Origin of the sequence: Geitlerinema sp. PCC 7407 (genome assembly GCF_000317045.1) — a bacterium.
Lineage (GTDB): Bacteria > Cyanobacteriota > Cyanobacteriia > PCC-7407 > PCC-7407 > PCC-7407.
This window is the reverse complement of the sequence record NC_019703.1, coordinates 2,537,533-2,564,339: the sequence shown is the minus strand read 5'-3', so window position 1 is coordinate 2,564,339 and position 26,807 is coordinate 2,537,533. Positions and strand designations below refer to the sequence as shown.

The following is a 26,807-nucleotide window of genomic DNA, read 5'->3' as shown; positions in this document are numbered from 1 at the left end:
TTGGAGCGAGGCTTTTGGCTGTGGGCGGGAAAATGGCTGGCTGCGATCGCCCCTCCCCTTGCCCATCTCCCAACCGCTTTGCGGGGTCAGCGGCGCACGGCAACGGATCTTGTAGATTGGTAGAGACAGCGATCGCGCCCGCGATTCGGCGGAAAACTGGCATACTAGCTGTCTGTAGAGCGGCCTAGGGGCGATCGCCACCGCTGGCCCTCCCCCCCGTCCATCAGCGTTCAAGGAAGTGCGAATGAAGCGTCAACCATCCACGGCTTCGGCCCTATCACTGCGGAGCGGCCTGATTCTCTCGACCTTCCTGCTATCGTTTGGGCTGTCGGTGGGGGTAGGACGCGCTCAGACCGAAGACACCGAGACGCCGGAGACCGAAGCGCCCACTACCGAAGCCGTGGACGAAGCCCCGGCCTTGGGGGGAGACGAGCGCCAAGAGCTGGAGCGTCTGCGCAACGAGCAGCGAGTCCAGGCCCAGGTCCAGGCCCAGGCCAATCAGGCCTTTAGCCGGACGACCACGCTGTTTAACATCATGCTGGGGGTGCTGGCCCTGCTGCTGGCGGCTGCGATCGCGGCTCTGTACCTGCTGCGGCGAGCGGTGATCCACGAAGTCACCGACATCGTCAAAGCGCACCTCAACGAGCTGCACGACCTCGAAAACCGAATTACCAGCGCCAACACCGAGCTGCAGGCCATGCTGCGGGAAACCGAAGCCGCCACCGATGCGGTGGATCAAGAATCGGCTGCTTTCCGGCAGGTCGTCGGGGTGGAGCGCGAAACCCTGGAGCTAGTTGTCCAGGAGGTCCAGTCCACCAAGCAAGCCCAAATTGAGGCGCTGCAAGAAATCTTGGCCTCGGCGAAGGCTACGCTCGCGGAGCGGGAAGCCGCCTTCGCAGAAAAGTTGCGGGCCATCCAGGCGGACGCAGAGGCCCAGAAAGAAACCATTTTGGCCAGCGTGACGGCCCTGGCCTCGGACTTCCGGCCCCAGCTGTCGGATCTCCAAGACGAAGCGATCGAAGAAAAAACCAGCCTGCTAGAGAAGCTGCGGGCAGCCGAAGAGAGCTTTGGCAGCGAAATTGCGGCGCTGACGGCCATGGCCCAGGAGCGGCGGACGGTGGTCCTGGCGGAGCTGGAGCAGGTGCGGACCGACTTCGGGCCAGCGGTGGAGGCCCTGCGGACCGAAGTGGTGCAAGAAAAAGAGGCCACGGTGCGATCGCTGGCTGAAGCCGCCGCGGCCTTTGGCGCGCACCTGAAGACCCTGCGCAGCGACGCGGAGGGCGATCGCGCATCTACGATTCAGCATCTCAAGACCCTGGCCAATGACTTCTCGCCCCAGCTGGCGACGTTGCAGGCGGAAGTCGAGCGCCAGCAGGCCGTGATCTTGGAGGCGCTGGCCCAGACGGAGGCAGCCTTTGGGACGCGCCTAGCCGCCCTGGAGACGGAGGCAAAAGGCCGCCAGAGCGAGGTGTTGTCTGGCCTCGAAACGGCCCAGGCCGACTATCAGCAGCACCTGTCCGGCCTCGAAACCGGCGCTCTTGAGGCGCGCGAGGCCGCTGTGCAGCGCCTGCGGGAAGTGGAGGCTGGTTTTGCGCCGTCCCTGGCGGAGCTGGAGACCCAGGCCCGCGAAAAGGCGAGTGATGAGCAAAACCGCGTCCTGGGGAGCCTAGCGGCCCTCAGTCAGTCCCTCACGGAGCAGGCGACGGCGGATCGGGAGGCGATCGCCCAGGCGCGCGAGGCCCAGATTCAGCATCTGCAAACGGTCGCAGCGGAGTTTGCCGACCAAGTGAAGGCGGATCGAGAGGCGATCGCCCAGCAGCGCGAGGCCCATTCCCAGCACCTGGCCGATCTGCAAGCAGAATTTTCCGGCCAGATCGCGGGCTGGCGGGAAGCCCTGCAAGGGCAGCAAGGCGACGTTCTCAGCGGCCTCCAGCAGCTGGAGACGGACTACCGCGAGAAGCTGGCCGCCACCCAGGCCGACCTGCAGGGCCGCGCCGATCGCATTTATCAGGGCCTCGAAACCCTCAAAGCCGAAGTTTCGAACCAGTTTGAGACTCTGCAGCGATCGCTCACCGAGCGCCAAAGTGCTGCTCTGGACCAAGTAGAGACCCTGGAGACGGCAGCCACCCAGCAGCTGGGCGAGCTGCAAACCATGGTGCAGGCCCGCAAAGACGAGACCCTGCAAACCATTGAGCGGCTGGAGCAGACCCTGGCCGACCAGATGAAGCTGGTCCAAGAAGACGCCCAGGCCCAGAAAGCCGAAATCCTCGGCAAGCTGGCCGACATCACGCCCACGGCGATCGCCGCTGAGGCCATGGCCAATGTGCTGGAGCAGATTCAGGAGTTGTCGGAGCGCCTAGAGCGCCTGAGCACCAACCATCCAGAGCTGTTCTTGACGCCCGACGACCACATCACCGAGGCAGACGCCCTCTTCCTGGAGGGCCGCTTCGAGGAGGCGATCGCCCAGTACGATCAGGCCCTGGCGGTGCGATCGGACCTGCCCGAGGTTTGGCGGCAGCGCGGCGATGCCCTCTGGGAGCTCCAGCAGTACGAAGGCGCGATCGAGAGCTGGGACCAAGTCCTGGCGGCCGAGCCCGAGGACAGCCGCTGCTGGTTCCAGCGCGGCCTTGCCCTGCGGGAGCTGCGGCGCTACGAAGGCGCTCTGTCTGCCTTCAATCGGGTGGTCGAGCTGGAGCCCGAAAATGAGCGGGCCTGGTTCAATCGGGGCATGGCCCTGGGCCGCCTGCGCCAGCTCGAAGAGGCGGTCACGTCCTTTGACAAAGCGGTCGAGCTGAAGCCGGACTACCACGAAGCCTGGGTGGATCGGGGGGTGGCCCTCGGCAAGATGCAGCGCCACAAGGAAGCCTTTGAATCCTTTGATCAGGCGGTCCAGGTGACCCCTGGAGACGCGGTGGCCTGGCTCAACCGGGGACTGGCGCTGGAGGTTCTAGAGCGTTTTGACGACGCCATCGCGTCCTATGAGCAGGCCCTGACCGTGAACCCGGATCTGTACAAGGCCTGGAACTACAAGGGCTACTTGCTGGTGAAGCAGGAGAAAGATGACGAAGCGATCGCCTGCTTTGATCAGGCCCTGGCCATCCAACCAGACTACGCCGTCGCCCACTACAACAAAGCCGCCTGCTTTGGTCTCCAGGGCCGCCTGAAGCAGGCCCTCGAAAGCCTTTCCCAGGCGATCGCCCTCAACCCGCGCTACCGAGAAGAGGTCCGCAACGACCCCGACTTCGACGCCATCGCGGACGACGATCGCTTCTGGCAGCTCCTCGAGGGCTAGACTGCGGCGGTTGGAGGCGCTGGGACCTGCGGGTCAGGGCTTTGGGCGGGCGTAGCGGGCAGCCCCGGCAGGCCCATGACCAGGCGATCGAGCTCGGTTTGCATCTGGGTCAGCACCCGCCAGTAGCAGGCCTCCACGTAGGCGCGATCGCGCGCGGCCTCCGGGCCGTAGCGCTCAAACACGATCGGCGCGCACACCCGCGTGCGGATCTGGACCGGCAGCGGAATATTGGGCAGCGGCCCCACCGACAGCCCCCAGGGCAGCCCCAGATAAATCGGGAACACCTGGGGGTCCACATCAAACAGCCAGGGCATGCCCCAGGCGTGGAGCTGTTTGGCCCAGTCGTAGAGGTCCGTCAGCACGATCAGGGTATCGTGAGCCCCTACCGAAATCGCCGGCACAATGGGCACCTGCTCCCGCAGCGCCAGCTTGATAAATCCTTGGCGATCGGCGAAGTGAATCTTGAAGCGATCGTTGTGGGGCCGAAAGACGTCCTGCGGTCCGCCCGGATACACCAGCACGCTGGCCCCCTGGCGCAAGGCCGCGATCGCCATCTTGGGGTGGGCCATTACAGCGCCCAGCTTTTCGGTGAAGTGGGCCACGGGTGGCGCCACCTGCCACACCGTCGGGTGCATCAGCCCATAGACCGGACGCCGCGTACCAAAGCGCCGAAACCAGTCATACATCATCATGAACATGTCCGGCGCGGCCAGACCGCCATTGTGAGAGCCCACAAGCAGCACTTTCTCCTGGGACGAAACATGCTCCCAGCCGTCGGTCTCCACCCGGAAATAGTAACGATACAGCCATTCCCAAATGGGCATCAGCCGATCGATCACCTGGGGATCGCGCTCCGTCAGGGACCATCCCATCTTTGCAACACCATCAGCCATACATTTCCTCAGCACACGCCTACAGGAGCTTCTAAGCCATTATCAGCGCTGAGGGAATATCTCGCCCCCCTTTGCCTGGGGCGGTTGCCTGGGCTTTGGGCGATCGCGATCGCAGGCCCGAGAAAAAATTTCTGGCAGGAGTTGTCTAGGATCAAGCAAAAGTCCCCGTGCGATGTTGCTATGTCTCAGTCGACTTCTTCCCGTTGGGATTTGGGCCGCTTTTTCAAGACCATGGCCTACTTTGGCGCGATTCCGCTGCTCAGCGAGCTGGACTGGTTTCAGCAGTGGCTAGGCAGCCGCTCCCACCCCCGTTTGTCTGTTGATGATTTGGCTCCGGATTCTGCTATGACTGCGTCTTCTCAAGTGCTGCTACTGCTCAATGGCGCGACGCCCCTGGGCCATGCCCTGGCCCAAAGCGCCCTGGCGGCGGGCTACCAGGTGCGATCGCTAATCTCAGTCCACCAGGCCCCGACCCCCACCCTGCCAGCGGGAGTCACGGCCATCCCGGTGGATTTTCACAATCCCGACTCTTTGCCCAGTAGCCTGCTGGCCCAGGTGGATCACGTGATCGTCTGTGATGATGCGTTGCCGCCGGCCTTTCTTCAGGCGCTGCTGACCCACTGGACGCCCAAAACGCCCCAGCGATCGCTGTTTGACTTTGGGCAGCCGACGGGGAATCTGGCGGAGACCTGGGGAGCGATCGACGATGTGGTGATGGGCGGCGTCAGCGAAAGCGGCCTGCGCCTGGGACCGAATTCCGCCTTTTTCACAGGGGTCGTGTCCACCGCCAACTCGGGGGGCTTTGCGTCGGTGCGCACCCGCAACTTCGAGCCGCCCCTGAATCTGTCGCCCTACGACGGCGTGGCGCTGCGGGTGCGGGGAGACGGCCAGCGCTACAAGTTTATGCTGCGCACCGAGGGCGGCTGGGACAGCGTGGCCTACTGCGCGTCCTTTGATACGGTGGCGGGCCAGTGGTGCGAGGTGCGTCTGCCCTTTCGGGAACTGGTGCCGGTGTTTCGGGCCAAAACCCAGCCTCAGCTTGGGGCGCTTGCTGCCGATCGGGTGCGGGCCTTTCAGCTGATGCTGAGCAAGTTCGAGTATGACGGCGCCCTCAATCCGCACTTTTCGCCGGGGGCCTTTCAGCTCGAAATCGAGGCGATCGCCGCTTACCGGGCGTCCCACCCCGCTGCTTGCCTGGTTTTGACCGCTCAGCCTTCTAGCGCGATCGCAGACTGCGCCCAGGCTAGCCCGATTCCCTGCACCCTCGTTCCCGCCGCCGACCCCGACGCAGCTCTCCAGCGCTGCCTTGAGCTGCTGAAAGGGCGACCGGAATAGTTACGGCTCCAAGGCCGGGGCGAGGGGGAGCCGGACGCTGAAGGTGGCTCCCTGAGCGGGCTGGCTGTGGACCTGGAGAGTGCCGTGGTGCAGCTCGGTGATGGCGCGGGCGATCGCCAGCCCCAGGCCCGCGCCGCCGGTTTTGCGGGAGCGATCGCCCCCCACCCGATAGAACCGATCGAAGATGTGGGGCAGGTTCTCCGGGGCGATGCCGATGCCCGTATCGCGCACCTGCACCAGGGCGCAGGAGTCGAGGGTTTCGAGGCTGACCGTCACCTGGCCCCCCGGCGGCGTGTACTGAATGGCATTCACGATCAGGTTTGTAAACAGGCGATAGAGCTGATCGGCGCTGCCGATCACCACGGCCTCTGAAGTCTGGGACTGGAGCTGGAGCTCCACCTCAGCGGCGATCGCCATTTCGGCAAATTCTTCTACTAAATCAGCCAAAATCTCGGACAGATGGCACCGCTCTACCTTGACGGGCAGCCCCTGCAAATCCAGGCGCGATAGAAAAAGCAAATCCTGCACCAGCAGCGCCAAGCGTCGATTTTGGCGCTGGACCGTCTCGAGGGCGCTGCGGCTCTCCCCCGAAAGGTCGGGGGTCTGGAGCGTCGACTCCACCGTGGCGCGGATCGCGGCCAGGGGCGTGCGCAGCTCATGGGCCGCATCGGCTGTGAACTGCTGAATCTGCTCGTAGGAGCGATACACCGGCTGCATGGCCACCCGCGCCAGCCAGACGCTGGCGCTGCCGATCAGCAGCAGCCCCACTGGCAGACCCAGCAGCAGCCAAGTGCGCAGGGTGATAATGTCTCGCTCAACCTCAGCGAGGCTGCGGCCGACAACCATGTAGCCCCAAGATCGGCCAGTGCGCGTCTTGAGCAGCAGCGTCATCTGCCGGTAGCGATCGCCCCCAGCGGACCGCTGCATTTGCCAGCCAGTGTCGGGAGTCTGGACCGGCAGCTGTTCGCGAGTGAGACCGGCGATCGCCAGCAGCGCGCCCTGACGATCGAAAAATCGCACGTAGTACCCCTTTTGGGGCACCGTGCCCAAGATGTGAATGCGCTCGATGGCCGCAGGCTGGGGGCAGCCCGCCGCCACCACGCACAGCCCCGGCACCAGCGCGATTATCTCGGGTTCGAGGCGATCGGCCCGCTTCAGCAAAGGCTCGATGCTGTCGTGGAGGGTGCCAGCCACCGACGCGATCTCGCGATCGAGGGTCTGGTGGCGAGCGTAGGCCAGCCAGTGGTACAGCGTGACGCCGCAGCCCAGCAAAATCAGCGCCATCACGCCGGTATACAGCCCCGCCAGCCGCCAGTAGGTCCGGCGAAACAGCCTATGGCGATTCATGGAGAATCAGGCGGTAGCCCTGGCCATGGACAGTTTCGATCAGGGTTGGGCAGCCATATTCCGCCAGCTTGCGGCGCAGCAGGCGCACCTGGGCCGCCACCACGTTGCTCACGGTTTCCGCTTCCACGTCCCAGAGCTGGTTGAGCAGCTGATCGCGGGTCAAAATCTGCTGGGGATGGCGCAGGAAATATTCCAGGAGCTGAAACTCCTTGGAGGTCAGCGGAATCACCTGCTCCCCCTGGGGCGAGGGCAGAGTGACCGTGGAGCTACCGTACTCCAAGATGAGCTGGCCTACCTGAATGCGCGCTGGCTGAATTTGGGGCGATCGCCGCTGAAGCGCCCGCAGCCGGGCCAGCAGCTCCGCCATACCAAAAGGTTTAACCAGGTAGTCATCGGCCCCCGCATCCAGGCCGCGGACCTTGTCGGCCATGGCATCTTTGGCGGTCAGCATCAGCACCGGCAGCGTGCTCCCCGTCGCCCGCAGCTGCTCACACAGCGCCAGCCCCGACAAATTCGGCAGCAGCCAATCAAAAATCGCCAGCGTGTACTGGGTCCAGGGGTTGGTGAGGTAGTGCCAAGCCTCTTCCCCATCGAGGGTCCAGTCCACGATGTACTTTTCTCGGCGAAGCGTCTTCTGAATGGCTTCCCCCAAGTCGGGCTCATCTTCGACAAGCAGAATCCGCATACCGATGAGGCTGGGCTCCCTAGGGGCGATGGCTAAAGCTAAAGCGGCCGTTGACTTTTTCGCCGTTAACGTCGGACAGAATGGCGACTTTGTACTCTCCCAGCGGGGCGTCAGGAATCTCGGCGACGTAGTGGGCTCCCTGGCCATCGTAGGTCAGGGGCACGGATTTTTGGGAGCCGTTGGGAAACTGGAGCTCGGCGGTGACCGTGGCGTTGGGGATGGCCTCGTGGGTGTCCCCGCGCTGGAGATAAAAATCGAGGTGAATTTGCTCGGGCTCAGACAGCGGCACCAGCTCTAGGTGGTAGGGGCCGGACTCGATGACCTGGCCGCCGTGCTGGGGCTGGCTGTGGTCGTCGGGGGCGGGGCTAGAGGCGATCGCGCTGGCCTCGGGAGCCGCGGGGGCCGCGCCGCTCTCTGGGGTCGAGGCGGTGGGGGCGCTGCTGCACGCCGCCAGCAGAAGGGCGATCGCCCCTGCCCAGGAGACGTTGAAAACAGTTTTGCCCATCCCGGATTTTGGCATCACAAAGTTTCGCATCACAGACATCCTCATCAAAAAAACTGGCAAGTCGAAGGGGTTAAAAAGAGGTCTCAGGCACGGAGGCGCTGCGGGTGTCGATCTCAACGGTCGATCGCTGGGGCATCAGCCAGCGGCCAAACCGCGCGTACAGAGCAGGCAGGACCAGCAGCGTGAGGGCCGTTGAGGTAAATAGGCCCCCCAAGACGACCACCGCCAGGGGCTGCAAAATTTCCTTGCCGGCTCCCGTGCCCAGCACCAGGGGCGCCATGCCCAGGGCTGAGGTCAGGGCCGTCATCAAGATGGCCGCCAGCCGCTCCATGGAGCCTTCGGTAATCACCTCGTGCAGGGAGAGGCCCTGGGCAATTTTGCTGTTGTAGTTGTCGACGAGCAACAGGCCATTGCGCACGGCCACCCCAAACAGGGTGATGAAGCCCACCAGAGAGGCCACCGACAGAATGCCGCCCCCCACCGCCACGGAGACAATGCCCCCCACAATGGCCAGGGGCAGGTTGAGCAGAATCATGATCGTGGCCGGGACTGATTTGACGGCGAAGTACATCATGACGCCAATCACGGCGATCGCCATCCCGCCGAAGAGCAGCAGGTTTTGGGTGGCCCGCTGCTCCGACTCGAACTGCCCCCCGTACTGAATGAAGTAGCCCGGCGGCAGGCTGATGCTGCTCTGGAGGCGATCGCGCAGCGCATCGACCACCGACCCCAGATCGCGCCCCGCCACGTTGGCCGACACCACGATCAGGCGCGAGACATTTTCCCGGTTGATCGTGTTGGGGCCGGTGCCGTAGCGGATCTGGGCGAGCTGGCCGAGGGGGATTTTGGGACCGGCGGGCGTGTCCACCAGCAGGTTGCGGATGGTGTCCAGGTCGCGGCGGGCCTCGGGCTCCAGCCACACGACCAGGTCAAAAAGCTGCTGCTCCTCGAGCACCTGGGAGACGACGCGGCCATTGAGGGCGGTCTCGACCACCTCCGCTAGCTCTCCGACACTGAGGCCGTAGCGGGCGGCGGCGTCTCGCTCGAACTGGATTTGCACCTGCCGGATGGGTACCTGGGGCTCGAGCTGAAGGTCGACGATGCCCTCGAGATCTGCCATGGCGGCCTGGACGCTCTGGCCCAGGCGGCGTAGCTCCGGCAGCTCCGGCCCGAAGATCTTGACGGCGATCGCGCTGCGCACCCCCGAGAGCACTTCGTCCATACGGTGGCTGATGAAGCCGCCGATGCTGGGAGCGACCCCTGGCAGCTTGGCGAACTCCGCCCGCAGCTTGGCAATGCTGCCTTCGCGGTCGGCGATGCCGACGTCGCTCAGCTCCACATCCAGGTGCCCGAGGTTCACACCGCCCGCGTCCGCGTCCCCCGGTGCCCGCCCGGATCGGAGCTGGACCGAGCTAAAGCGCGGATCGTCTTTCAGGGCGGCTTGCAGTGCTAGGCCCGCCCGGTTGGTGGTCTCCAGAGACACGCCCGGATACAGCAGCATGGCGTTGACCAGCGATCGCTCCTGGAACTCGGGCAGAAAGACGCGGCCCAGGGAGGGCAGCAGGACCAGGGACGCCACCAGAGCGCCCCCGGCGATCGCCAGAATCAGGGAAGGCCGCCCCACCGCTAAGCCCAGCGCGGGCCGGTAGAGGCGCTGGGCCAGGGCGGTGACCCAGGTTTCATCGGTGGGCAGCGATCGCCGCGTCAGCAAAATCGAGCACAGGGCCGGAGACAGGGTGAGGGCCACCAGGGTCGAAGCGAAAATCGACACCAGGTAGGCCACACCCATGGGGGCGAAAATCCGGCCCTCGATCCCCGTCAGCGTGAAGATCGGCGCAAACACCACCCCAATAATCACCGTGGAAAACAGGACGCTGACCCGCACCTCCACCGAGGTGTCGTAGACCACCTGGTCCGGCGGCAGGGGATTGTCCGCAAGCTGGTTGCGCCGCAGGCCCCGGTAGGCGTTCTCCACGTCCACGATCGAGTCGTCCACCACCGAGCCGATCGCCACCGCCAGACCGCCCAGGGTCATGGTGTTGATGCCCAGCCCAAAGGCCTTGAGAATCATCAGGCCGATCAGCAGCGATAAGGGGATCGCGCACAGGCTGATCAAAGCGGTGCGCCAATTCATCAGAAACAGCAGCAAAACCACTGACACGATCACGATGCCGTCGCGCAGGGAGTCGCGGACATTGGCGATCGCCGCATCGATGAAGTCGCTCTGGCGAAAGGTGACCGCGACCTGGACGTCCTCAGGCAGACTCGCCGTTAGCGCTTCCATGGCCGCCTCGACCGCCCGAGTCACGGTGGGCGTATCGGCGTCGGGCTGCTTGTTGACCATGACGGCGATCGCCCGCTGACCATTCCAGCTCGCGTCTCCCCGGGGCAAAGCAGCGCCCTGGGTGACCGTGGCCACATCGGCTAGGCGTACCGGCACGCCATTGCGAGCCGTCACCGCCGACTGGGCCAGATCGTCGAGGGACTCCAGCCGCCCAATGCCGCGAATAATCAGCTCCTGGTCCGGCCCGGTCAAAAAGCCGCCAGCCGCGTTCACGTTTGCGCCGGCGGCGGCCTCCGTGACCTCTTGCAAGGACACATCGAAGGCCACGAGCTTCGCCGGATCGACCAAGACCTGATACTGCTGCACATCGCCGCCGTAGGCGATCACCTGGGAAACCCCCGGCACCGCCAGCAGGCGATTGGTGATGTCGCGGTCCACGATCCGTCGCACCGTCATCAGCGAGGTCTCCTCGGCGGTGAAGGCGTACTGCAAAATAGTGCCGATGGGGGAGGAGACGGGTGACAAGAGGGGCGGCGCGACGCCCTCAGGCAGCTTTTCGCGGGCCTCCTGCAAGCGCTCGGTGACCAGCTGGCGGGCCTGATAGACGTCGGTGCCCCACCGAAAAATCACCTTGACGACAGACAGGCCGACCGCCGAGCTCGAGCGCACGGTTTCGACGCCGGGAGTGCCATTGACAGCGCTCTCGATGGGCAAGGTGACCAGAGACTCCACCTCCTCCGGGGCAAAGCCCGGCGCTTCGGTCTGGATCTCCACTTGGGGCGGCGCAAAGTCGGGGAAAACGTCCAGGGGCATGCGCTGTAGGGAATAAAAGCCCAGCAGCGTGACGACGATCGCCCCGATGACCACCAGCCAGCGCTGAAGGATGGACCACTTCAGAAGGGTGTTGAGCATTGCGGTTGTTGGGCGGTGGCCTTAGGGAATGCGGGAGGACAGGTCTTGGGGGCGGGGCTCGGCGGCGTCGAGGGCGTGCTGAACGGCGATCGCCCGCTGAATGGCGCTGCGCCGACCCACCCAGAAGGCCAGGGCAAGGCCGCCGAGGGCGATCGCCCCCAGCCCAAAGGGCTGCGATCGCGCGATCCAGCGAGGGGCTGGGGTTTCTGGCGGGTGATCGTGGGCTTCCTCGAGGGCGGTGCCGCCCCGCAAAGACTGGGCATAGAGCAGCGGTGCGCCTTGGGTCACCACGCGATCGCCCTCGAACAGGCCCTCCGTAATCTCCACTTGCTCTCCCGATTCGCGCCCCAGGGTGACGCTCACCGGCTCGAAGCTCTGGCCATTCTGGACATACACCGTCGGCTGGCCATTGGCGTCCACGATCGCCGCTCTCGGCAGGGCGATCACGGCCCGAGGCGTTGGGTCCGTGAGGATTTCCAGCGTCACAAACTGGCCTGGCTTGAGCAGGCCCGCGTCATCGCTCAGGGCGACCCGCACTGGCACCGTGCGCGTGTCGGCCACAACGGCGCCGATCAGGTCAATGCGCCCGTTCAGAACCTGGCTGCTGCCGCTGGCAGGGCGGACCCGCACGGCCTGACCCACCGAGAGCTGAGCGAGATCTTGCTCGTAGACGTTGGCGGTGACGCTGACGGCGCTGCCGTTGACCAGGGTCAATAGGACGGTCCCCGCATCCTCGACGGAGGAGCCCAGGGACACCGCCTGGTCGGCAACGGTGCCGCTGATCGGGGCAGTGAGGGTGAGGGTGCCGTCGGCGTTGGCGCTGGCCCCGAGCTGCTCGAGGCGCAGCTGATAGGCGGCGTCGCTGAGCACCCTGCGATCGCGCGCCACCTGCATATCTGAGCGGGCCCGCTGCACTTGGGTCTCGGCTTCGAGGACTTCCAGGCGGCTGCTGGCTTTGGTAAGGGCGGCCTGGGCTTGGGTGTAGGCGGACTCGGACTCGAGATACTGACGCCGGGCGATCGCGCCGCTGTCGAGCAGTTCGCGATCGCGCTCGTAGCGGTCCTGGGCGGTCCGGAGGGCGCTCTGGGCCTCCCGCAGCTCGGCGGTGGCCACCTGGCGCTGGCGATCGAGATTATTCTCGGCCAGCCGCATTTCTGCTTCAGCTTGACGCACGTCGGCCTCGGCCTCGGCCCGCTTTTCTAGAGAGTTGACTCGCAGCTCGGCCAGTTCGGGGCTGGACATCACCAGCAGCCCCTGACCCGCCACCACGGTGTCTCCGGGCTGCACCAGCAGTCGCACCACGCTGCCCTGGACGGGGTTGGTCACGTTGACGGTTTCGTTGGGCAGCGTCTCCACCTGGCCGGTGGCCTGGAGCCCCACCGGCATCGGACGGCGAGTTACGCTTTCGATCTGGATGCCGAGGCGCTCAGCGGTGGTCTCATCCACCGCGATCGCCGAGGAGCTAGCCGCTGGAGCGCTTTGAAATTCATTCCCGTGTCCCGCGTGGGCGATCGCCCTTTGGGGAGCGCCGATCGCGAGCAAGCTTGCTAAGACCCAGCTAGAAACTATCAGGGGCCGTCGATGCACAGACATGAGCGTCACACCAAGCCATAACCAACGTTTTTCGGCGCAACGGGAAGCGAAAGCAACTGCTCAAGCGCCGTTGGCCTTGTCGCCAGCATGGCACTGCGCGATGAAACCAGGATGAAATTTCTGAGCGATCGCCCTCTCAGTTTTCTGAATCTTAATTCTGTTGGTCCTTGAAAAATCTATGAAGGATTGATTGGGTTGCTTGGCGCAAATCTCTCTTGGTTTGCCCTGGGTCGAACTCCTGCCAACAGGAGATAATCTGAGAGTCCCTCCGGGCGATCGCGCCATGTCTTCCCTCACCACAGCCCTAGAAGAAATCCGCGCTTGGCTCCTCGAGCATGCTCCCCAACAGGCCAGCAGCTTGGCGCCAGGTCTCTCCCTGACAGAAATTCAATCACACTTGCGATCTTTTCCCTTTGCGCTGCCCCAAGAAGTCTATGACCTATATCTCTGGCGCAACGGCTCCGGTGAAGAAGCGGGCCTCTTTGTCTATCACCATTTTTTAGATCTTGATCTTGCCCTCACCGATGCGGCCTTGCTCAACGATGACGTTTGGGTCCAGGCCCGCACCCAGGAACAGCAGCCCGCCCACGTGTTCCCGCTGTTTGACTTTGATGGAGAATACTTTGTGGTGCCGGTGACAGAGACTGCGGTGCCAGCAGCGCCGGTCTTTCACGTGGGCTGCGATGACGGGGCGCTAACGCGAGCGTTTTCCAGCCTGACGGCGATGATGCAGGCGATCGCCGCTAGCTACCAGGCGGGTCTCTACGCCCTCGATGCCGAAGGATATCTCCATCTCACAGACCCCCAAAAATTCAGTGAAATTCGTCGTCGATACAACCCGGACACCGCGCCTAGACTCTATGCCGAGGGCTGGTGAAATCTATTTCTATCGCTTGGGGCTTTGCAGTTTTAAATAACTTTGAGACATGCCAAACAAGATAGAGGCGGCACGATGATCAAAGGCGTGGTGATTCTCCTGGGGGTTCTTTGGGGATGGCTGGCGATCGCCCTGCCGCTCCAGGCCGCCCCAATTCTGTGCCGCACCCTTGAGGGCCATCAAATTTGTGTCCTGAGCCTCAAGCGCAGCGCCAAGTATTTTTGGGAATATCGAGCAAAGGTAAGGGTCGATGGAAAAGAACGCCCCATCGAGATCTACAACTGCCGCGATCGCCTCTGGACGCGGGCTGACGGCAAGCAGATTTCCTTTGAGACACCTGAAATACCAAACGGCGGCAACTTGATCTGTCAATTGTTCCGTCGCTAGCCCCTCCGCTGACCCTAAAAAGTCGATCGAGAAACTTAAGGAGACAGATTGGCTCAAGCCTTGCTACCCAAAGTTCTAATTTTTCGCTCTAGAAAATTGGATTGAAAATTTTATGAATTCGTCTTTAAAAAGACTATCAGCTAGCTGGTTATAGGCTTGAGATGAGTCTCAGATCAACCAGAAGATCGCAAAATTATTAATCGCTTCATAATAAGTTCATTAACTGGAATATTAATAAATTCTGATTGGCGATCAACGCTAACCTCATTAGCGGCGATCGCGATTTTCCCCGAAGCTGCTTAGGGTCTAGCCTTCTCCTAGTTGCCCAAAATCTCGACGAAAAGCCTCTCCAATCGGTCATTTTGAATTTTGTGCTCAAGCTTAAATCGGTAAAAACTCGCTTGTTTTCTTCTTAGAGAGTTTCGACTATGGGCTAATCGCTGACCAAAAGCGGTAGACTCCCAGCAATGGTCATGCAACTGTCGTGATAGGTTAATCAAAAACTTTAGCAACGTACGCTAGGTAAGTGATATATGAGTTGACGGGGCTTAAACACTGAAATTTTCGGAGCGACTCAGGAGCGATCGCCCACTCATGAGCCATAACCGGCGATCGCCGCCTTTGGTTTCGTTCTCAATGCGTCTCTGCTGAAATTTTCCAAGACTCTTCGTTTGTGTTCCCCATGGTTGTCCCGGATATTTCTCGCCAGCAGAGCCCCAGCACTCCCTCTCTGTCTAGCTGGGCTGGGGCGCGATCGCCTTTTTACCGGCGTCAAATCACCCGATTGACCCTTGGCCTCTTTAGCGTCGTCATTGGCCTTGCAGCCTACGGTAGCTATCAGGTTGTGCGTAATCTGATGCTCGACAGCCTCAAGCAAAACGCCTTTTTGGAGGTGGAGCAGGGCAGTCAAACCGTTGAGCGCTGGCTAGTGGTGCTGCTCGAAGACATGGAGTCGCTCGCCCAAATTTTAACCACGCGGCCTCTAGATGCCGAAGTGCAGGCCGACTATCTTCGCAGCGAAACCGTCCGGCTCAAAGGCCTTTCGTCTCTCACCATTACGCCCCGTCAAGGCCCCAGCTTTAGCACCCATCGTGACAGCCTCAGCCTGCGGACCTACGGTTTTTTTCAGCAGGCGATCGCCGGTCAGCGAAATATTAGTAACCCCGTCGCCTTTCCGGGGCACAGCAGCCCAATTATCTTTGTGTCGGTGCCGCTCCAGGCGCGCTGGGATGTCGAGAGCGACCCCGCTGCTGTCCTCAGCGGCACCGTGCGCCTCAACTATCTACAGGCGGTGGTGGATGGCTTGAGCTACGGCCCAAACAGCTATGCCTTTGCCCTCGACGCCACGGGCCGCGCGATCGCCCATCCCAATCGCGATCTCCTCGCGACGATCACAGATGAGGACAAAAGCTGGCTCGACTCAGAAAATCCAGAGCTAGTGGCGATCGCCCAGCATATCGAACACCATCAGCGGGGCATCGATCTCCTGGACCTCGACGGCAAAAAGCAATACGTCGCCTATCTCCCGGTTCCCCAAACCAACTGGTCCATGGCCATGGTGATTCCCCGGGAAAATATCGAGAATAAGCTGCGCCTCCTCGATGGGATTGCCGCCATGGTGGTGGGTCTGTCTCTGGCGATGCTGGCGATGCTGTGGCAGTTTCACACTACAGAGCAGCTTCAGCTCCGCAAATCCAAGGAAGCGGCCGATCAGGCGAAAGAAGCCGCCGACGCCGCTAACCAGGCAAAGAGCGAATTTCTGGCCAATATCAGTCACGAGCTGCGGACCCCCCTCAATGGCGTGCTGGGATATGCCCAGATCCTCAGCCGATCCCAGAGCTGGGGCGAGAAGGAGCGCAAGGGGATTCAGGTGATTTATCAGTGCGGTTCTCACCTGCTAACGCTCATTAATGATGTGCTCGATCTCTCCAAGATTGAGGCGCGCAAGCTCGAGCTATCTCCCCATCCGGTGCATATGCTCTCTTTTTTGCAGAGCATTGTGGAGATGATCCGCATTCGGGCTGATCAAAAGGGGCTGCGCTTTATATATGACGTCGATCAGGAGATGCCCGAGAGCCTAGAACTCGATGAAAAGCGGCTGCGCCAGGTCTTGGTCAATCTGCTGGGCAATGCCGTCAAGTTTACGGATGAAGGCAGCGTTTCGCTGTCGGTGAAGGTGAGCGATCGCAGCTCGACATCCTACCGCCTGCATTTCCAGGTGGCCGACACGGGGATTGGCATTCCGGCGGAGTCCCTCCAGACGATTTTTCAGCCCTTTGAGCAGGGGGGCGATCGCCGCCATCAGCGAGAAGGCACGGGGCTAGGACTGGCCATCACCGATCGCATTTTGGCCCTGATGCAGAGCCGCCTTCAGGTCGAGAGTCAGGTGGGCGTAGGCAGTACCTTTTTCTTCGAAATCAGCGCCGCTGCGGTGGAAAACTGGCACTATGCCGTGGCGACGCTATCGGGTCACCAGGTGGTTGGCTATCAGGGATCCCGGCGCACGCTGCTGATCGTGGATGACAAGTGGGAAAATCGCTCGGTGCTGGCCCACCTCCTCACGCCGCTGGGCTTCGAGATCCTAGAGGCTGAAAATGGTCAAATAGCCCTCAAAATCCTTCAAAATCAGGCTGTCGACCTGATAATTACGGATTTGCTAATGCCCGTTCTCGATGGTTATGCTTTGATGACGCAAATTCGCGCTGAGCCTGAATGGGCGTCAGTGCGTATTATCGTTTCTTCAGCTTCGGTGTCAGAGGCCGATCAGCAACAGAGTTTGGAGGCGGGGGGAGACGCGTTTTTGCCCAAGCCGGTCCAGGCTGAGGAATTGTTTCGGCTACTTGCCAAACAGCTGCAATTGGAGTGGCGGCTGGAAGCGGAAGCCGAAAGGGCGATCGCCTCGGAGGTTCCTGCTACCCCTGCTTGCATCATTGCGCCCCCGCCCGAAGATCTCTCCCCTCTCTTAGAGCTGTTGCAGCAGGGACGCCTCAAGCGTCTGCGGGAGGCGGCTCAGCAAATCGCGGCTCGAGATTCTCAATATCTCGCTTTCACCGAAGAGATCCAGCGCCTCGCCAAAGGCTTCCAAGTCGAGCAGATCGAACGCTTTATCCGACAATATACCCGCTGAAAAGGACGATAACCGATGAGAGACGCCGAATTGATTCTGGTGGTGGATGATACCCCAGCCAACCTAGACGTCATGTCTGAGGTACTTGAGGATGCTGGATTTGAAGTGGCGATCGCAACGACGGGCGAGGGAGCACTCAAGCTGATGCCCAATATCCAGCCAAGCTTGATCTTGCTGGATGTCATGATGCCGGGAATCGACGGCTTTGAGACCTGTCGCCGCCTGAAAGCATCTCCCTCGACTGCCGAAGTTCCCATTGTCTTTATGACGGCGCTCTCAGAGGTGAGCGATCGCGTCAAAGGCTTTGATCTAGGAGCAGTGGACTATATCACCAAGCCCTTTCAGGAGCAGGAAGTCTTGGCGCGGGTCCACACCCATTTGCGGCTGCGCAACCAGAGCAAAGCCCTAGAGGCGCGCGTCGCCGAGCGCACGGCTGCTCTCATGAGCGCCCTTGAGCAGCTCAAACACTCCCAACTCCAGCTCGTTCAGCGAGAAAAAATGTCGGTATTGGGAGAGCTAGTCGCGGGGATTGCCCACGAGCTCAACAACCCCATCGGCTGTCTAGTGGGCAATATTCAGCCCGCCCAGGACTATGTTGGCGATCTCTTTCACCTGATCTCTCTCTACGAAAAACACTATCCTCAGCCGGACCCAGAGATCGACGATGAGCGCGACGCGATCGATCTAGACTATGTCCGCACCGATCTTCCTAAGCTTTTAAACTCAATGCGCGAGAGCGTGAACCGCATCTGTAATCTGAGTAATGGTCTACGCAGTTTCTCCCGCGCAGATAATGACCAGAGCGTTATTTGTGATCTTCACGAAAGTATTGACAGCACGATTTTAATTTTGGGCCACCGCCTCAAGGCAAAACCCAATCATCCCGCGATTTTGGTGGAAAAACGATACGGTGATTTGCCGCTGGTGGAGTGCTTTCCTGGCTCTTTGAACCAGGTATTTATGAATCTCCTCGCGAATGCCATTGACTCTATTGAGGAGGCCAATCGCGATCGCAGCTATCAGGCGATCGCGGCGAACCCAGGCCAGATCACCATCACTACCCAAGCCCTGGAGCAAGATCGCCAGGTTCTAATTCGCATTCAAGATAACGGTGCTGGCATGTCCAGTGAGGTCAGAGAACGAATTTTTGATCATCTTTTTACGACTAAGCCCATCGGTCAGGGGACCGGTATTGGTCTCTCGATCGTTCGCCAAATTGTGCTGGAAAAGCACGGCGGTATGCTCAATGTCTACTCCCAGCCAGGAGAGGGAGCAACCTTTGAGATCTCGCTTCCCATTCGCGCTGGCGTCCCGGCGGGCGTGTGCTGACGCTTAGTCATGCTGAGAGAGATTTGCCCTGGGAGTATTACCCTTGAGAGATGGCTATGAATCGACGTTTCTTCTTGCAGGCGGGGGGCACGACGGCACTGGCACTGCTGACTCACAGCTGTAGGCGATCGCCCGCTACCTCGGTCTACCGCAGCTCTCTCAAGGCGATTAAAGCGCGAGGCTACATGGTGGTGGCCACCGAAAATCACTATCCTCCCTTTGAGTTCTTGGTCAACGATCGCCCGACGGGGTATGACTATGATCTCCTAGAGCTGCTGCGCAAGGTCGCACCCTTTGAGATTCGTCAGGAGATCTTGCCTTGGCAGGAGATCTTGCCGGGGGTTGAGTCAGGACGCTTTGATCTGGCTCTCAGCGCCGTTGGTATTACCGATGAGCGGGCAACTACCCTAGATTTCACGATGCCGATCGCCGAGTCCTCGATCGCCTACGTCAAGCGCAAAGCCGATGCGTCGATTCGCAATCTTCAGGATCTAGCTGGCAAGCGCATTGGGGTGCAGCAGGGAGGTCTATCTCTCGCGACGGTGCCGGAGCTCCAGAAGTATCTACAAAGCCAAAATCGGGCTTTGGTAGAGATTCGGCAATATCGAGATTTTGACGCGGCCTATCTAGATCTAATTCATAGCCAGATCGACGCGGTTCTCCATAATGTTGTCTCTTTGTCCGTCTTGGTAGACGAAAAGCTCGATCTCTTTGAGATGGGCGATCGCGTGGGGCGCCGCTCCTACGCCGCCTGGGCCGTTCGCAAGGGAAATGCAGATCTGCTGGCCTTCCTCAATGAGTTCTTGGTAACGGTCCGCCGCACAGGCCAGATGGCCCAGCTTCAGGAAAAGTGGCTGCGCATCGTTTTCGAAGATCTGCCGACCCAGCCCCTGCTACCGGGCGATCGCGATCTCCTAAAGTAGGGTTTAATGGTTGCCACCCGAAATATGCAGATAAATTCTTAAATCGCTGCTTGGACAGTGAGAGCGGCTCAGGAAAAAGTAAAGTTTTGAGACTGAACGTACTGAATCAGCCCTGAGAAAAAAGACTTGACTTTCGAGCGATAATAAGCGTAAGTAGGAAATGAAACCCACTTCTTTAGCTTGGTCAGCTAAAAGAGGTGAAGCAGCCGCAAGGCTGAAAAAGGAGGACCACACAATATGACGTCCCAAGAACGGGGTGCCAGCATTCAGGCACCTTCCCTCAAGCCGTCTGTAGATTTAGCAAAGCTCGTTGGTCTGTTGGCAGAGGCTGTCGAAAATAGCCAGACGCCTTCTGATTCTAGAACCATCAAAGAGCGCTCCCTTTTCTGGTTTGACTCTGAAAGAAGCCGCTTAAGGATTTGTACCTCAGCAGTGCTGATTCGGCTCTTCTCTTCCCCAGGCTTTCAAGCTTTCAAGACTGACGCTTCTAGTAGTTTTATTCGAGACTTCGAGTCTCCCCCCTTTGGCCTCAGAGCTAAGCTAGGCGGGCAACTGACAGAAGGAAACCCTTCCCATTTGCCCACCGATGTTGACAAACTCATGGAGGCAATCAACCAAGCATTAGACCAGGCTCTGCCAACTCCGGAATCCTTATCTACTCTGCTGCTCAACGATCCGGCTCAGCATCTGACAAAGTTGGCTAAAGCTGCCGGTGCAACGTTCAAGGACCAGGCTTTTCAAGCGAATCTTCAGCCTCTCGCCTTTGACTCTAGCGCTCCCAGCAAATCAGAGCCAAAAACAGCTGTTGCCAAGGTGTTGGCCGCTGTTGAACAGGTGGAAGTAAACGACTACTTCCAGCACATGATCGATGCTGTTGGGACTCACCTAGAAAATCGAGATTGTGATGAAGATGATATAGATGATGCCATCAAGAGTCTTGAAGAGGAGCATCACCGAGCCGATAGCCAAATCAATCGCTTCCTCCGCTTTCTCGATGATGAAGCGCTATCTCGGGTCAGGCTCAGTGTGACCTTCCGCATCATGGAGGCGATCGCAGAAAATGCCCGCAGCAGTACCCAAGCTGAAAATCAGCGGTTGGTAGAATATGTAGACCGGGTATTGGCCCTGCTAAAGGCCGCCAAAACTGGAAACCTGTATGTTGATCTAACTGCTCACTACGGCCAGAATGCGGAATTTGACTTGTTAGATTATCTAAACAAAGCCACTTTCTTCTCCTGTCTGTCAGTTTGGCCAGATTGGCAAACCCAAATTTTTGAAGAAAAGGTGCGGGACCAGAATAGCTATGGAGTGAAGCGGGAAGTCAGCTATCGCTTTCGCATCAATGGTAAGAATCCTGAGCACAGCAAGCCCGCTTATGAAGCCCGGCTGGATGTGATTGAAGAAATACTTCTACAAGACGACGATTCTGGACCGCCCCCATCAGGACTTTATCGACGTTTGGCCGAACTGATCGTCTTGGATGTAGTTGTGCCGTCTCTCTCTGGTTCTGCGGAGTCTATTTCTCCTGAACAACTCTCTACAACTATTCAGGCCCGTACTGAAGCGTTGCGCCATCAAGGAAAGCCCGGGATTCAACAGTTAATCCAGTCATTGCGAGAGCGATCCCACGTTATGCAGAGTATCGCTGATGCTCTGGTTAACCTACTCAAACGCAAAGGCACCCAGATTTTCGCTCAGGCCCAACGGCGCACTGCTCAGCAGTTCATTTGCGTAAAGCGAGATATCGTGGCCTGGTCACGCCTAGAGCATGCAGCTCCCGGTGTCAAAGACCTGCTGGTCGGGTCTCAAAACAAGTCCCGAGAACAGGTGGAGTGGTTTCAGCACATTGAAATTGCTGATTCACCCGATGTTCCTAAACTCTTGTTTTCTGTGAAGGTCACTACCTATTTGACAGAGTATGACCTGGTGCTGAAGGAGACGGGGGGGCGATCGCTTCAAGCACAAAGACTATACCAGGGCAAGCTGCTACAAGTCATTTGGGTTCCCCATCAATCCGAAAAAGATCAGTTATACAAGCCCTCTGAGTCTGCAATTCAAATGAGATCGTGGGCCTTACCATCGGCCATTCAGCTAGAGTATGAAACCCGCACTCTAACTCGACGACAGGAAAAAGGTGACGATAGCACCAGGCAGTTGCACGCTGCTGCCATAACAGCCTTTACGATTCTGGCTTATTGCTGCCTATGGGCCATTATCAAACGGCTGAAAAGCCTGGATGATAAAGCGGCTGTTGACTTCACTACCTTGATACTTCGTCTCCAGGAAACTGGCAAAAATAGCAAAAGTGCGGGAGATGATTGTGTCTATGCTGCTTCCCAATCCATTGAAGCGATCCTGGCACAGGATACCTCTGTACATATGCAAGGTATTGCCTTAGACAATTTAGCTCCTAGCAACCGCTCCACCCCGTGGGTAAAGTCAGGCACCTTTGATGCGCTGGTGAGTGCCTTCCCTCTGGTGATTCAAACCGATCGTTCCCCTGATATTAAGCGAATTGGACTGATATCCTATGCTACTCGTCCTGCTGATGAGATACCAGGGCTAGATCCGGACGATCGCAATACCCTATTTCTTACCCAAAGCTATATTGCCTCAGCCGTTAGTCAACCGCTCTCAGGATATGAGCTAAGAGCTGAGCGGACTCAGTCCGATATTGTGACCTCCCCAGATGATCTACAAAAACAAAGAATTGTTCGAGAAGAAATTGGTTACCTAAAGCGCCAGGGATGTCAGCACATTATTTTGTTGTCTCACTCCTATGGCAGCCGCCATTTCAACCGCACTGCTGATCACAACTCGGCACTCGCCCCCGCCAATTTTCTAGAAGAAGTCTTTCAAACATTCCCAGATCTGACGATTTATCCTCTCTTGCGGGATGTATTTCCGGCAACGCGATTTCGCAAACGGAAAACAGGAGAAACTGCGTTTGAAATTGCCAGTGCTGGTGACCACAGTACGTTTCTGCGTAATACAGGTATGGAGCAGGTGCGGGACATTATTCCGGTTTACACCTTTGCCACCCTCCATGTTGTAGAAGAAGATAAACAGCCCCAATCGGGCTTTTGTATGTACTTCTTGGTTTCAGATCAGAGAGTAACTAACATTAACTGGACTGAACGGGCTCGCCAACATTTGCTCAACCCCCAAGGGCAATCTCCAGAACACTCATGTTTGCTGACAGTGCTTAGAGGGCTACACTTCATTGAAGCTGAACGGGGTGTCAAGAACGGACAGCTGATTCCTGTTCTAGATCCATTCAGCTGGATTTCCCCTACAACAAAAGAAGCTGCGGGAGAAATCGAAATTTTTCATTCCCGGCGGCGGGGGCGAGTCCATCTCATCTATCCAGCTGTCCTGACCCATATTGCTCAAGTGCTGCACAGGAGAAATTTGCATGGAAGATAACTTCCTTGTGCAAGCGTCCACTTGGGGGCGAATCTTTGAAATTGCTGTACAGCGGGGAGTAATTGCCCAACTGATTTATCAGAAACTTCTGTCTCCGGCCCATCCTGCCTTGGAGCCCTGGCATACTGGCCGAGTCTCTGATGTCACCAAAGGAGCTTTGAAAGCTCTATCGGTTACGGATGACAATGTCAGAGACTGGCTGGAATCCGGAGTCCGCCATCTATTGATATTTGGCTATGGATTGGGCTGGACGACGATGCGGGAGTGCTTGAAGCACGATGCCCCGAAAAACCCTAAGCTTGAAGCCCTTTGGTGCCCTCTGACTTTACCGGGTAAGGAAGATAAGTTTGAAGAGGAACAGGAAAAAACTGCGATCGCATTCCACCAAGCCTTTCAGCTTTCCGGACCCCCGGATGCAGTTACCCAAAAGGGCAGTCCGGGCAAAGCTGACTTTCTGTTGTGGCTTAAGTCAGATGCCACTGATCGGCGACGCAGTAAACGGTCCAAAGATTTTTTGCTGTGTCTAGAGTTTTCCTACAACGCCCCGGCAAAACTAGCTGACTTCAAGACTGAAGCCCCTCACTGCGCTGAGGTCAATCGCTACGCCCGATATCTCGATTCCCGCGGAGTCTTTGCACGAGTGTGCGCCGAAGTGGAAGGCGAAACATTGACCCTGAGCCATAAACTGGCTGATCACTTAGTGGCTTTTAGTGGCTCTGACAAACCACTTTATAAACTCTGTCAAGCTGCCTCCTACACAGAGAAGCTAGTACGCCAACTGTCAGCAATGGGACGATTTTCCCAGGGATGTAATGTTCGAGCGATCGCGGTTACCTCCAACGGTTTAGAAAGCCTAGCGGCTCACTTCAACGGCCAGAAGCCTGAACCAGATCCGCGAGCCCGGTTGATGACTACTTTGGGTCAAGCCTATCGGAAGGCTCGGAGCCTCTCCGATGATGCCCCGGATGCTTTGAAGCAGGAGATCCAGCTGGTCTTTCGGAAACTGCTTGGATCCTTGCCGACTGAGTTGAAAAACCAGGTCAAACCTCTTCTTAAAAGCCCAGATCCAGGCCAGCTGCTACATTTCAATTTTCAGGAACAGATTGGAGACTTCTCGAATCCCACGCAGCTTTTTTCGGTAGAAGATGTTATCTCAGGAGTACAGCTAAGCGATGAGTTCATCGAATTACTTGGCAACGCCCCTGAAGCTAATCTACGTCAGGCTCTTATTTCGCGACAGGATTCACAAGAACAGGTGACCTTGCGAGATGCTCACGCCGCCGCTGTGGTGGCAGGCTTGAAAGCGGCTCAGCCCGGTCGCCTCAATGTGCTTGCCCTAGAAGGTAACCCCGGTATTGGTAAGACGACGGCAGTCACTCAATTTCTGGCTCAACAGGAGGGTTACTGCTTTCTCTATGTCAGCCCTCGAGTTGTGATTAACCGAGATGTTACCAACAAGTTGGCGCGAGACAAAGGCAGACCCACCGGCATTTTGACCATGACATCTAATGCCAAACTAATTGATGCGGCTCCTGAATGGTATGACCAACAATCAGCCCAGTCTGGACAGAAATCGCGTCGGGTTGACAGTGCGGTGGTGGTTGATGGTATCTCAAACTTGGTTTATCCCACCTGCAACACTATCTTTGTATCACCCGAAGATGAACAAAACATTGATACCAGTATTGTCACCTCCCGTCGATACAAGCGCTCCCGCAATGAACGGGAAGATAGCGTTCAGTCCCAAATTCGACCAGGGGTTTTGAGAACTTTAGCAACCTCCGCTCGTAAGCTGTTGGAACATAATCCAGCCATTAACCGAATTGTGATGACAGCGGCGATTCAGGGCTATCGTGGTGTTCAAAACCGGACAACGATTGATGCTCTCAGCAATCTCTTTACTAAAAAGGCCAATCTCCAGGAGGGTAAGCGAGAACGGCAAATCTTCGCCCAAAAGATTCCCACTATTATTGCCATGGTCGATGAGGTGGCTGGCGATGGCGCAGGGGCTCTATTTTGTCATCGGTTAGCCGAATGGCTCCATCAGCAATTTCTTGAGCCGTTTGAAGGAGAGCCTTGTCCGTTTCGAGTAGTGCTTATTATTTCAGATGCCTCTCTCAGCAATGAGGTGGTATTGAACAGCTACTTGAATTCAGGTGAACGGGCTCCAGACAAAGTTCTCATCAGCCCTACTCAGGGCAATTCAGCTTTTCGCGTTACTGGCACTCGGATGAAAGTAGGGCCAGGGAGACATCCGGTGCTGCATGTTATGACGAATAGCTACCCAGCATCTCAGCTCAAAGTTGACTACAGTGTTCGACTGGCTCCTATCACTCCTGGCTTAACCAGCGATGGATTACCCCAATCCATTCGACAAGCGATACGAGATCAATCAGCGGAAAAGCTGCTGAACAATGCTCGGATAGAAATTGAGCGAGGTTTGGCTAATGGAGCAGAACAACTCATCTTTTTTGCTCAAGATAAAGCTTTTTTGCGACAGCTCTGCCAAAACTTGACTTTGGGAGATCGGCCTGTACTTGCTCCTGAAAAAGTCAAAGTGATCGACCAGAGTGTTCCTGAAGCAGAGCGATTAAAGTTGGTTCAAGAACCTCAGCGAGATCAGGTGCGTGTCTTCCTAATGACCTCTTCTGGAGCAAGAGGTGTTTCCTTCCCCAAAACGGATTGGATTATCGCATCTATTCCTCGCTTCAACATTGAAGCAGCTTTGATGGAGGTTGCCCAACTCATTTATCGGGGTCGGGGTTCGTATACCGATGCAACGACGGGCGAGCCAGTTCCTGGAGATAATAAGTCCAGGCAACTGGTCATGCTGATCAATGATTTTGTTATCGATGAGGGGACTGATGATAGGGACCGCCGCTGGTTACGCCAAGCCAGCGACCTTTTGACGCTGCTGCTCATGTTGCGGTCTACGATTCACACTCGCATCAAGGGAGATGCCGGTCTCAGACGTCAGCGAATAGCCTTTGTCCCAGTTGGCTTTGTCGGTGATGAAGAACTGCTCAGCTTGATGTCTGGCGACCTGCGTGATTTTTTGCGAGAAGCTCAAGTATTTATTTGTGACGCCCAGCACCCAGACGATAAAGCCTTGGTTGCGAAAGCTGCTCAGCTGACAGAGCGCCTCTTTGGCCACTTTAATCTCCGAGGCATGTCGCCTGAGAGAGGTGCGATCTCCTACGTAGACTATGGCACTACTGAAAGATTAGCAAAGGCGCTTACTCGGCCTGCCAGTCGTTTGTTGGCTCTATCTACTCCAACAGAAATGGAGACATTGGTCATTCCAGAAAAAGTAACGTGTATTGGTCCCTTTTGGATGGAAGACTGGAAGGGTCGTAATTCTGAAGAGAAGTTTAGTTTCGAAACCTGGCGAAAAGGAGTAAAAGAAGGCAGTAGTAGTTTGCTTGAGATTTTTCAGAGAATAAAGAAGAATAAAGCTTTGCCATCTAAGCTTAGACGTCCAGCACAAGAGTTATACCGATTGCTTATCCGTGAAAAGGATGCCGCTACGCGAGAATATTCTACTTTGCAAGATACTCGCACAGATAATCTTGTGATTGCCCTGCCTCTGGACTATCCTCACTTTTGGCAAAAGAGTCTAGAGGACGGAATCAGACAACAAGAAGTTGAGGATCCAAATACTTGGCGCGATGCTCTAGGACGTGCCCTGGCTTCCCAAGGAACGGTCATGCCGGTTGTTGCCAAGTACCAGGATTTTCCATGGGCAGCGGTTGTTGGACAACGAACGATGAGTCAGCTAGATCTCATTTTTGATAATCGCTATTTTATGGCGTCCAGTGAGATGAACTTGTTAAATACTCTTTTGCTGGAAGATGATTAACTCTTTTATATGGGAGAGTGTTAGCTCTTTAAG

The 26,807-nt window shown here is 58.0% G+C and carries 15 protein-coding genes; 9 read left to right on the top strand and 6 right to left on the bottom strand.

Going from position 1 to position 26,807, the window contains the following annotated elements; all coding sequences use genetic code 11:
* The first annotated feature begins 244 nt into the window (after positions 1-244).
* Positions 245-3,292, top strand: a complete 3,048-nt coding sequence (locus GEI7407_RS10485; protein WP_015172130.1) for a tetratricopeptide repeat protein — start codon at positions 245-247, stop codon at positions 3,290-3,292.
* Here GEI7407_RS10485 and GEI7407_RS10480 read toward each other — a convergent pair.
* The gene (locus GEI7407_RS10480; RefSeq protein ID WP_015172129.1) at positions 3,289-4,185 is read right to left on the bottom strand and encodes a lysophospholipid acyltransferase family protein; all 897 of its coding nucleotides are present in this window, start codon (positions 4,183-4,185) and stop codon (positions 3,289-3,291) included. The genes GEI7407_RS10485 and GEI7407_RS10480 overlap by 4 nt on opposite strands.
* Positions 4,186-4,365: 180 nt before the next feature.
* Between GEI7407_RS10480 and GEI7407_RS10475 the strand changes: the two genes are divergently transcribed.
* A complete protein-coding gene (locus tag GEI7407_RS10475) occupies positions 4,366-5,520 on the top strand; it encodes a CIA30 family protein (protein ID WP_015172128.1) in 1,155 nt (384 codons plus the stop codon).
* On the opposite strand, the gene rppB is transcribed toward GEI7407_RS10475, so the two are convergent.
* From rppB to GEI7407_RS10450, 5 genes are all read right to left on the bottom strand, one after another.
* Positions 5,521-6,867 carry a two-component system sensor histidine kinase RppB gene (gene rppB / locus GEI7407_RS10470; protein ID WP_015172127.1) on the bottom strand — a complete coding sequence of 449 codons (1,347 nt, stop codon included), beginning with the start codon at positions 6,865-6,867 and terminating at the stop codon, positions 5,521-5,523.
* Positions 6,854-7,552, bottom strand: coding sequence for a two-component system response regulator RppA (gene rppA, locus GEI7407_RS10465; protein ID WP_015172126.1), 699 nt, complete (start codon positions 7,550-7,552; stop codon positions 6,854-6,856). The genes rppB and rppA overlap by 14 nt, the downstream gene beginning before the upstream one ends.
* Positions 7,553-7,571: 19 nt before the next feature.
* Positions 7,572-8,057 carry a hypothetical protein gene (locus GEI7407_RS10460; protein ID WP_041268927.1) on the bottom strand — a complete coding sequence of 162 codons (486 nt, stop codon included), beginning with the start codon at positions 8,055-8,057 and terminating at the stop codon, positions 7,572-7,574.
* Between the two features lie 70 nt (positions 8,058-8,127).
* Positions 8,128-11,253, bottom strand: coding sequence for a CusA/CzcA family heavy metal efflux RND transporter (locus GEI7407_RS10455; protein WP_015172124.1), 3,126 nt, complete (start codon positions 11,251-11,253; stop codon positions 8,128-8,130).
* A 21-nt stretch (positions 11,254-11,274) separates the two neighbouring features.
* Positions 11,275-12,846: an efflux RND transporter periplasmic adaptor subunit gene (locus GEI7407_RS10450; RefSeq protein WP_015172123.1), complete on the bottom strand. Its 1,572-nt coding sequence runs from the start codon at positions 12,844-12,846 to the stop codon at positions 11,275-11,277.
* A gap of 283 nt (positions 12,847-13,129) precedes the next feature.
* Here GEI7407_RS10450 and GEI7407_RS10445 point away from each other — a divergent pair, with 283 nt between their 5' ends.
* The 7 genes from GEI7407_RS10445 (at position 13,130) to GEI7407_RS10415 (ending at position 26,774) form a co-directional block, all read left to right on the top strand.
* Positions 13,130-13,723 carry an SMI1/KNR4 family protein gene (locus GEI7407_RS10445; protein WP_015172122.1) on the top strand — a complete coding sequence of 198 codons (594 nt, stop codon included), beginning with the start codon at positions 13,130-13,132 and terminating at the stop codon, positions 13,721-13,723.
* A 75-nt stretch (positions 13,724-13,798) separates the two neighbouring features.
* The gene (locus GEI7407_RS10440; RefSeq protein WP_015172121.1) at positions 13,799-14,110 is read left to right on the top strand and encodes a hypothetical protein; all 312 of its coding nucleotides are present in this window, start codon (positions 13,799-13,801) and stop codon (positions 14,108-14,110) included.
* A gap of 682 nt (positions 14,111-14,792) precedes the next feature.
* Positions 14,793-17,237, top strand: coding sequence for a hybrid sensor histidine kinase/response regulator (locus GEI7407_RS10435; RefSeq protein WP_015172120.1), 2,445 nt, complete (start codon positions 14,793-14,795; stop codon positions 17,235-17,237).
* Between the two features lie 15 nt (positions 17,238-17,252).
* On the top strand, positions 17,253-18,566 hold the full coding sequence (locus GEI7407_RS10430; protein WP_015172119.1) for a sensor histidine kinase: 1,314 nt from the start codon (positions 17,253-17,255) through the stop codon (positions 18,564-18,566).
* A 56-nt stretch (positions 18,567-18,622) separates the two neighbouring features.
* A complete protein-coding gene (locus GEI7407_RS10425) occupies positions 18,623-19,489 on the top strand; it encodes a transporter substrate-binding domain-containing protein (RefSeq protein WP_015172118.1) in 867 nt (288 codons plus the stop codon).
* A gap of 237 nt (positions 19,490-19,726) precedes the next feature.
* Positions 19,727-22,915 (top strand): hypothetical protein, encoded by a 3,189-nt coding sequence (locus GEI7407_RS10420; protein WP_015172117.1) that lies wholly within the window; start codon positions 19,727-19,729, stop codon positions 22,913-22,915.
* Positions 22,905-26,774, top strand: coding sequence for a helicase (locus GEI7407_RS10415; RefSeq protein ID WP_015172116.1), 3,870 nt, complete (start codon positions 22,905-22,907; stop codon positions 26,772-26,774). Before GEI7407_RS10420 ends, GEI7407_RS10415 begins: the two co-directional genes overlap by 11 nt.
* Positions 26,775-26,807 lie beyond the last annotated feature (33 nt).

Excerpts from the sequence above, each read along its gene's own strand:
- GEI7407_RS10460 (WP_041268927.1), bottom strand. The coding sequence starts at position 8,057 with ATGGGCAAAACTGTTTTCAACGTCTCCTGGGCAGGGGCGATCGCCCTT.
- rppB (WP_015172127.1), bottom strand. The coding sequence starts at position 6,867 with ATGAATCGCCATAGGCTGTTTCGCCGGACCTACTGGCGGCTGGCGGGG.
- GEI7407_RS10485 (WP_015172130.1), top strand. The coding sequence starts at position 245 with ATGAAGCGTCAACCATCCACGGCTTCGGCCCTATCACTGCGGAGCGGC.
- GEI7407_RS10440 (WP_015172121.1), top strand. The coding sequence starts at position 13,799 with ATGATCAAAGGCGTGGTGATTCTCCTGGGGGTTCTTTGGGGATGGCTG.
- GEI7407_RS10435 (WP_015172120.1), top strand. The coding sequence starts at position 14,793 with ATGGTTGTCCCGGATATTTCTCGCCAGCAGAGCCCCAGCACTCCCTCT.
- GEI7407_RS10420 (WP_015172117.1), top strand. The coding sequence starts at position 19,727 with ATGACGTCCCAAGAACGGGGTGCCAGCATTCAGGCACCTTCCCTCAAG.
- rppA (WP_015172126.1), bottom strand. The coding sequence starts at position 7,552 with ATGCGGATTCTGCTTGTCGAAGATGAGCCCGACTTGGGGGAAGCCATT.
- GEI7407_RS10430 (WP_015172119.1), top strand. The coding sequence starts at position 17,253 with ATGAGAGACGCCGAATTGATTCTGGTGGTGGATGATACCCCAGCCAAC.
- GEI7407_RS10455 (WP_015172124.1), bottom strand. The coding sequence starts at position 11,253 with ATGCTCAACACCCTTCTGAAGTGGTCCATCCTTCAGCGCTGGCTGGTG.
- GEI7407_RS10450 (WP_015172123.1), bottom strand. The coding sequence starts at position 12,846 with ATGTCTGTGCATCGACGGCCCCTGATAGTTTCTAGCTGGGTCTTAGCA.
- GEI7407_RS10475 (WP_015172128.1), top strand. The coding sequence starts at position 4,366 with ATGTCTCAGTCGACTTCTTCCCGTTGGGATTTGGGCCGCTTTTTCAAG.
- GEI7407_RS10480 (WP_015172129.1), bottom strand. The coding sequence starts at position 4,185 with ATGGCTGATGGTGTTGCAAAGATGGGATGGTCCCTGACGGAGCGCGAT.
- GEI7407_RS10415 (WP_015172116.1), top strand. The coding sequence starts at position 22,905 with ATGGAAGATAACTTCCTTGTGCAAGCGTCCACTTGGGGGCGAATCTTT.
- GEI7407_RS10445 (WP_015172122.1), top strand. The coding sequence starts at position 13,130 with ATGTCTTCCCTCACCACAGCCCTAGAAGAAATCCGCGCTTGGCTCCTC.
- GEI7407_RS10425 (WP_015172118.1), top strand. The coding sequence starts at position 18,623 with ATGAATCGACGTTTCTTCTTGCAGGCGGGGGGCACGACGGCACTGGCA.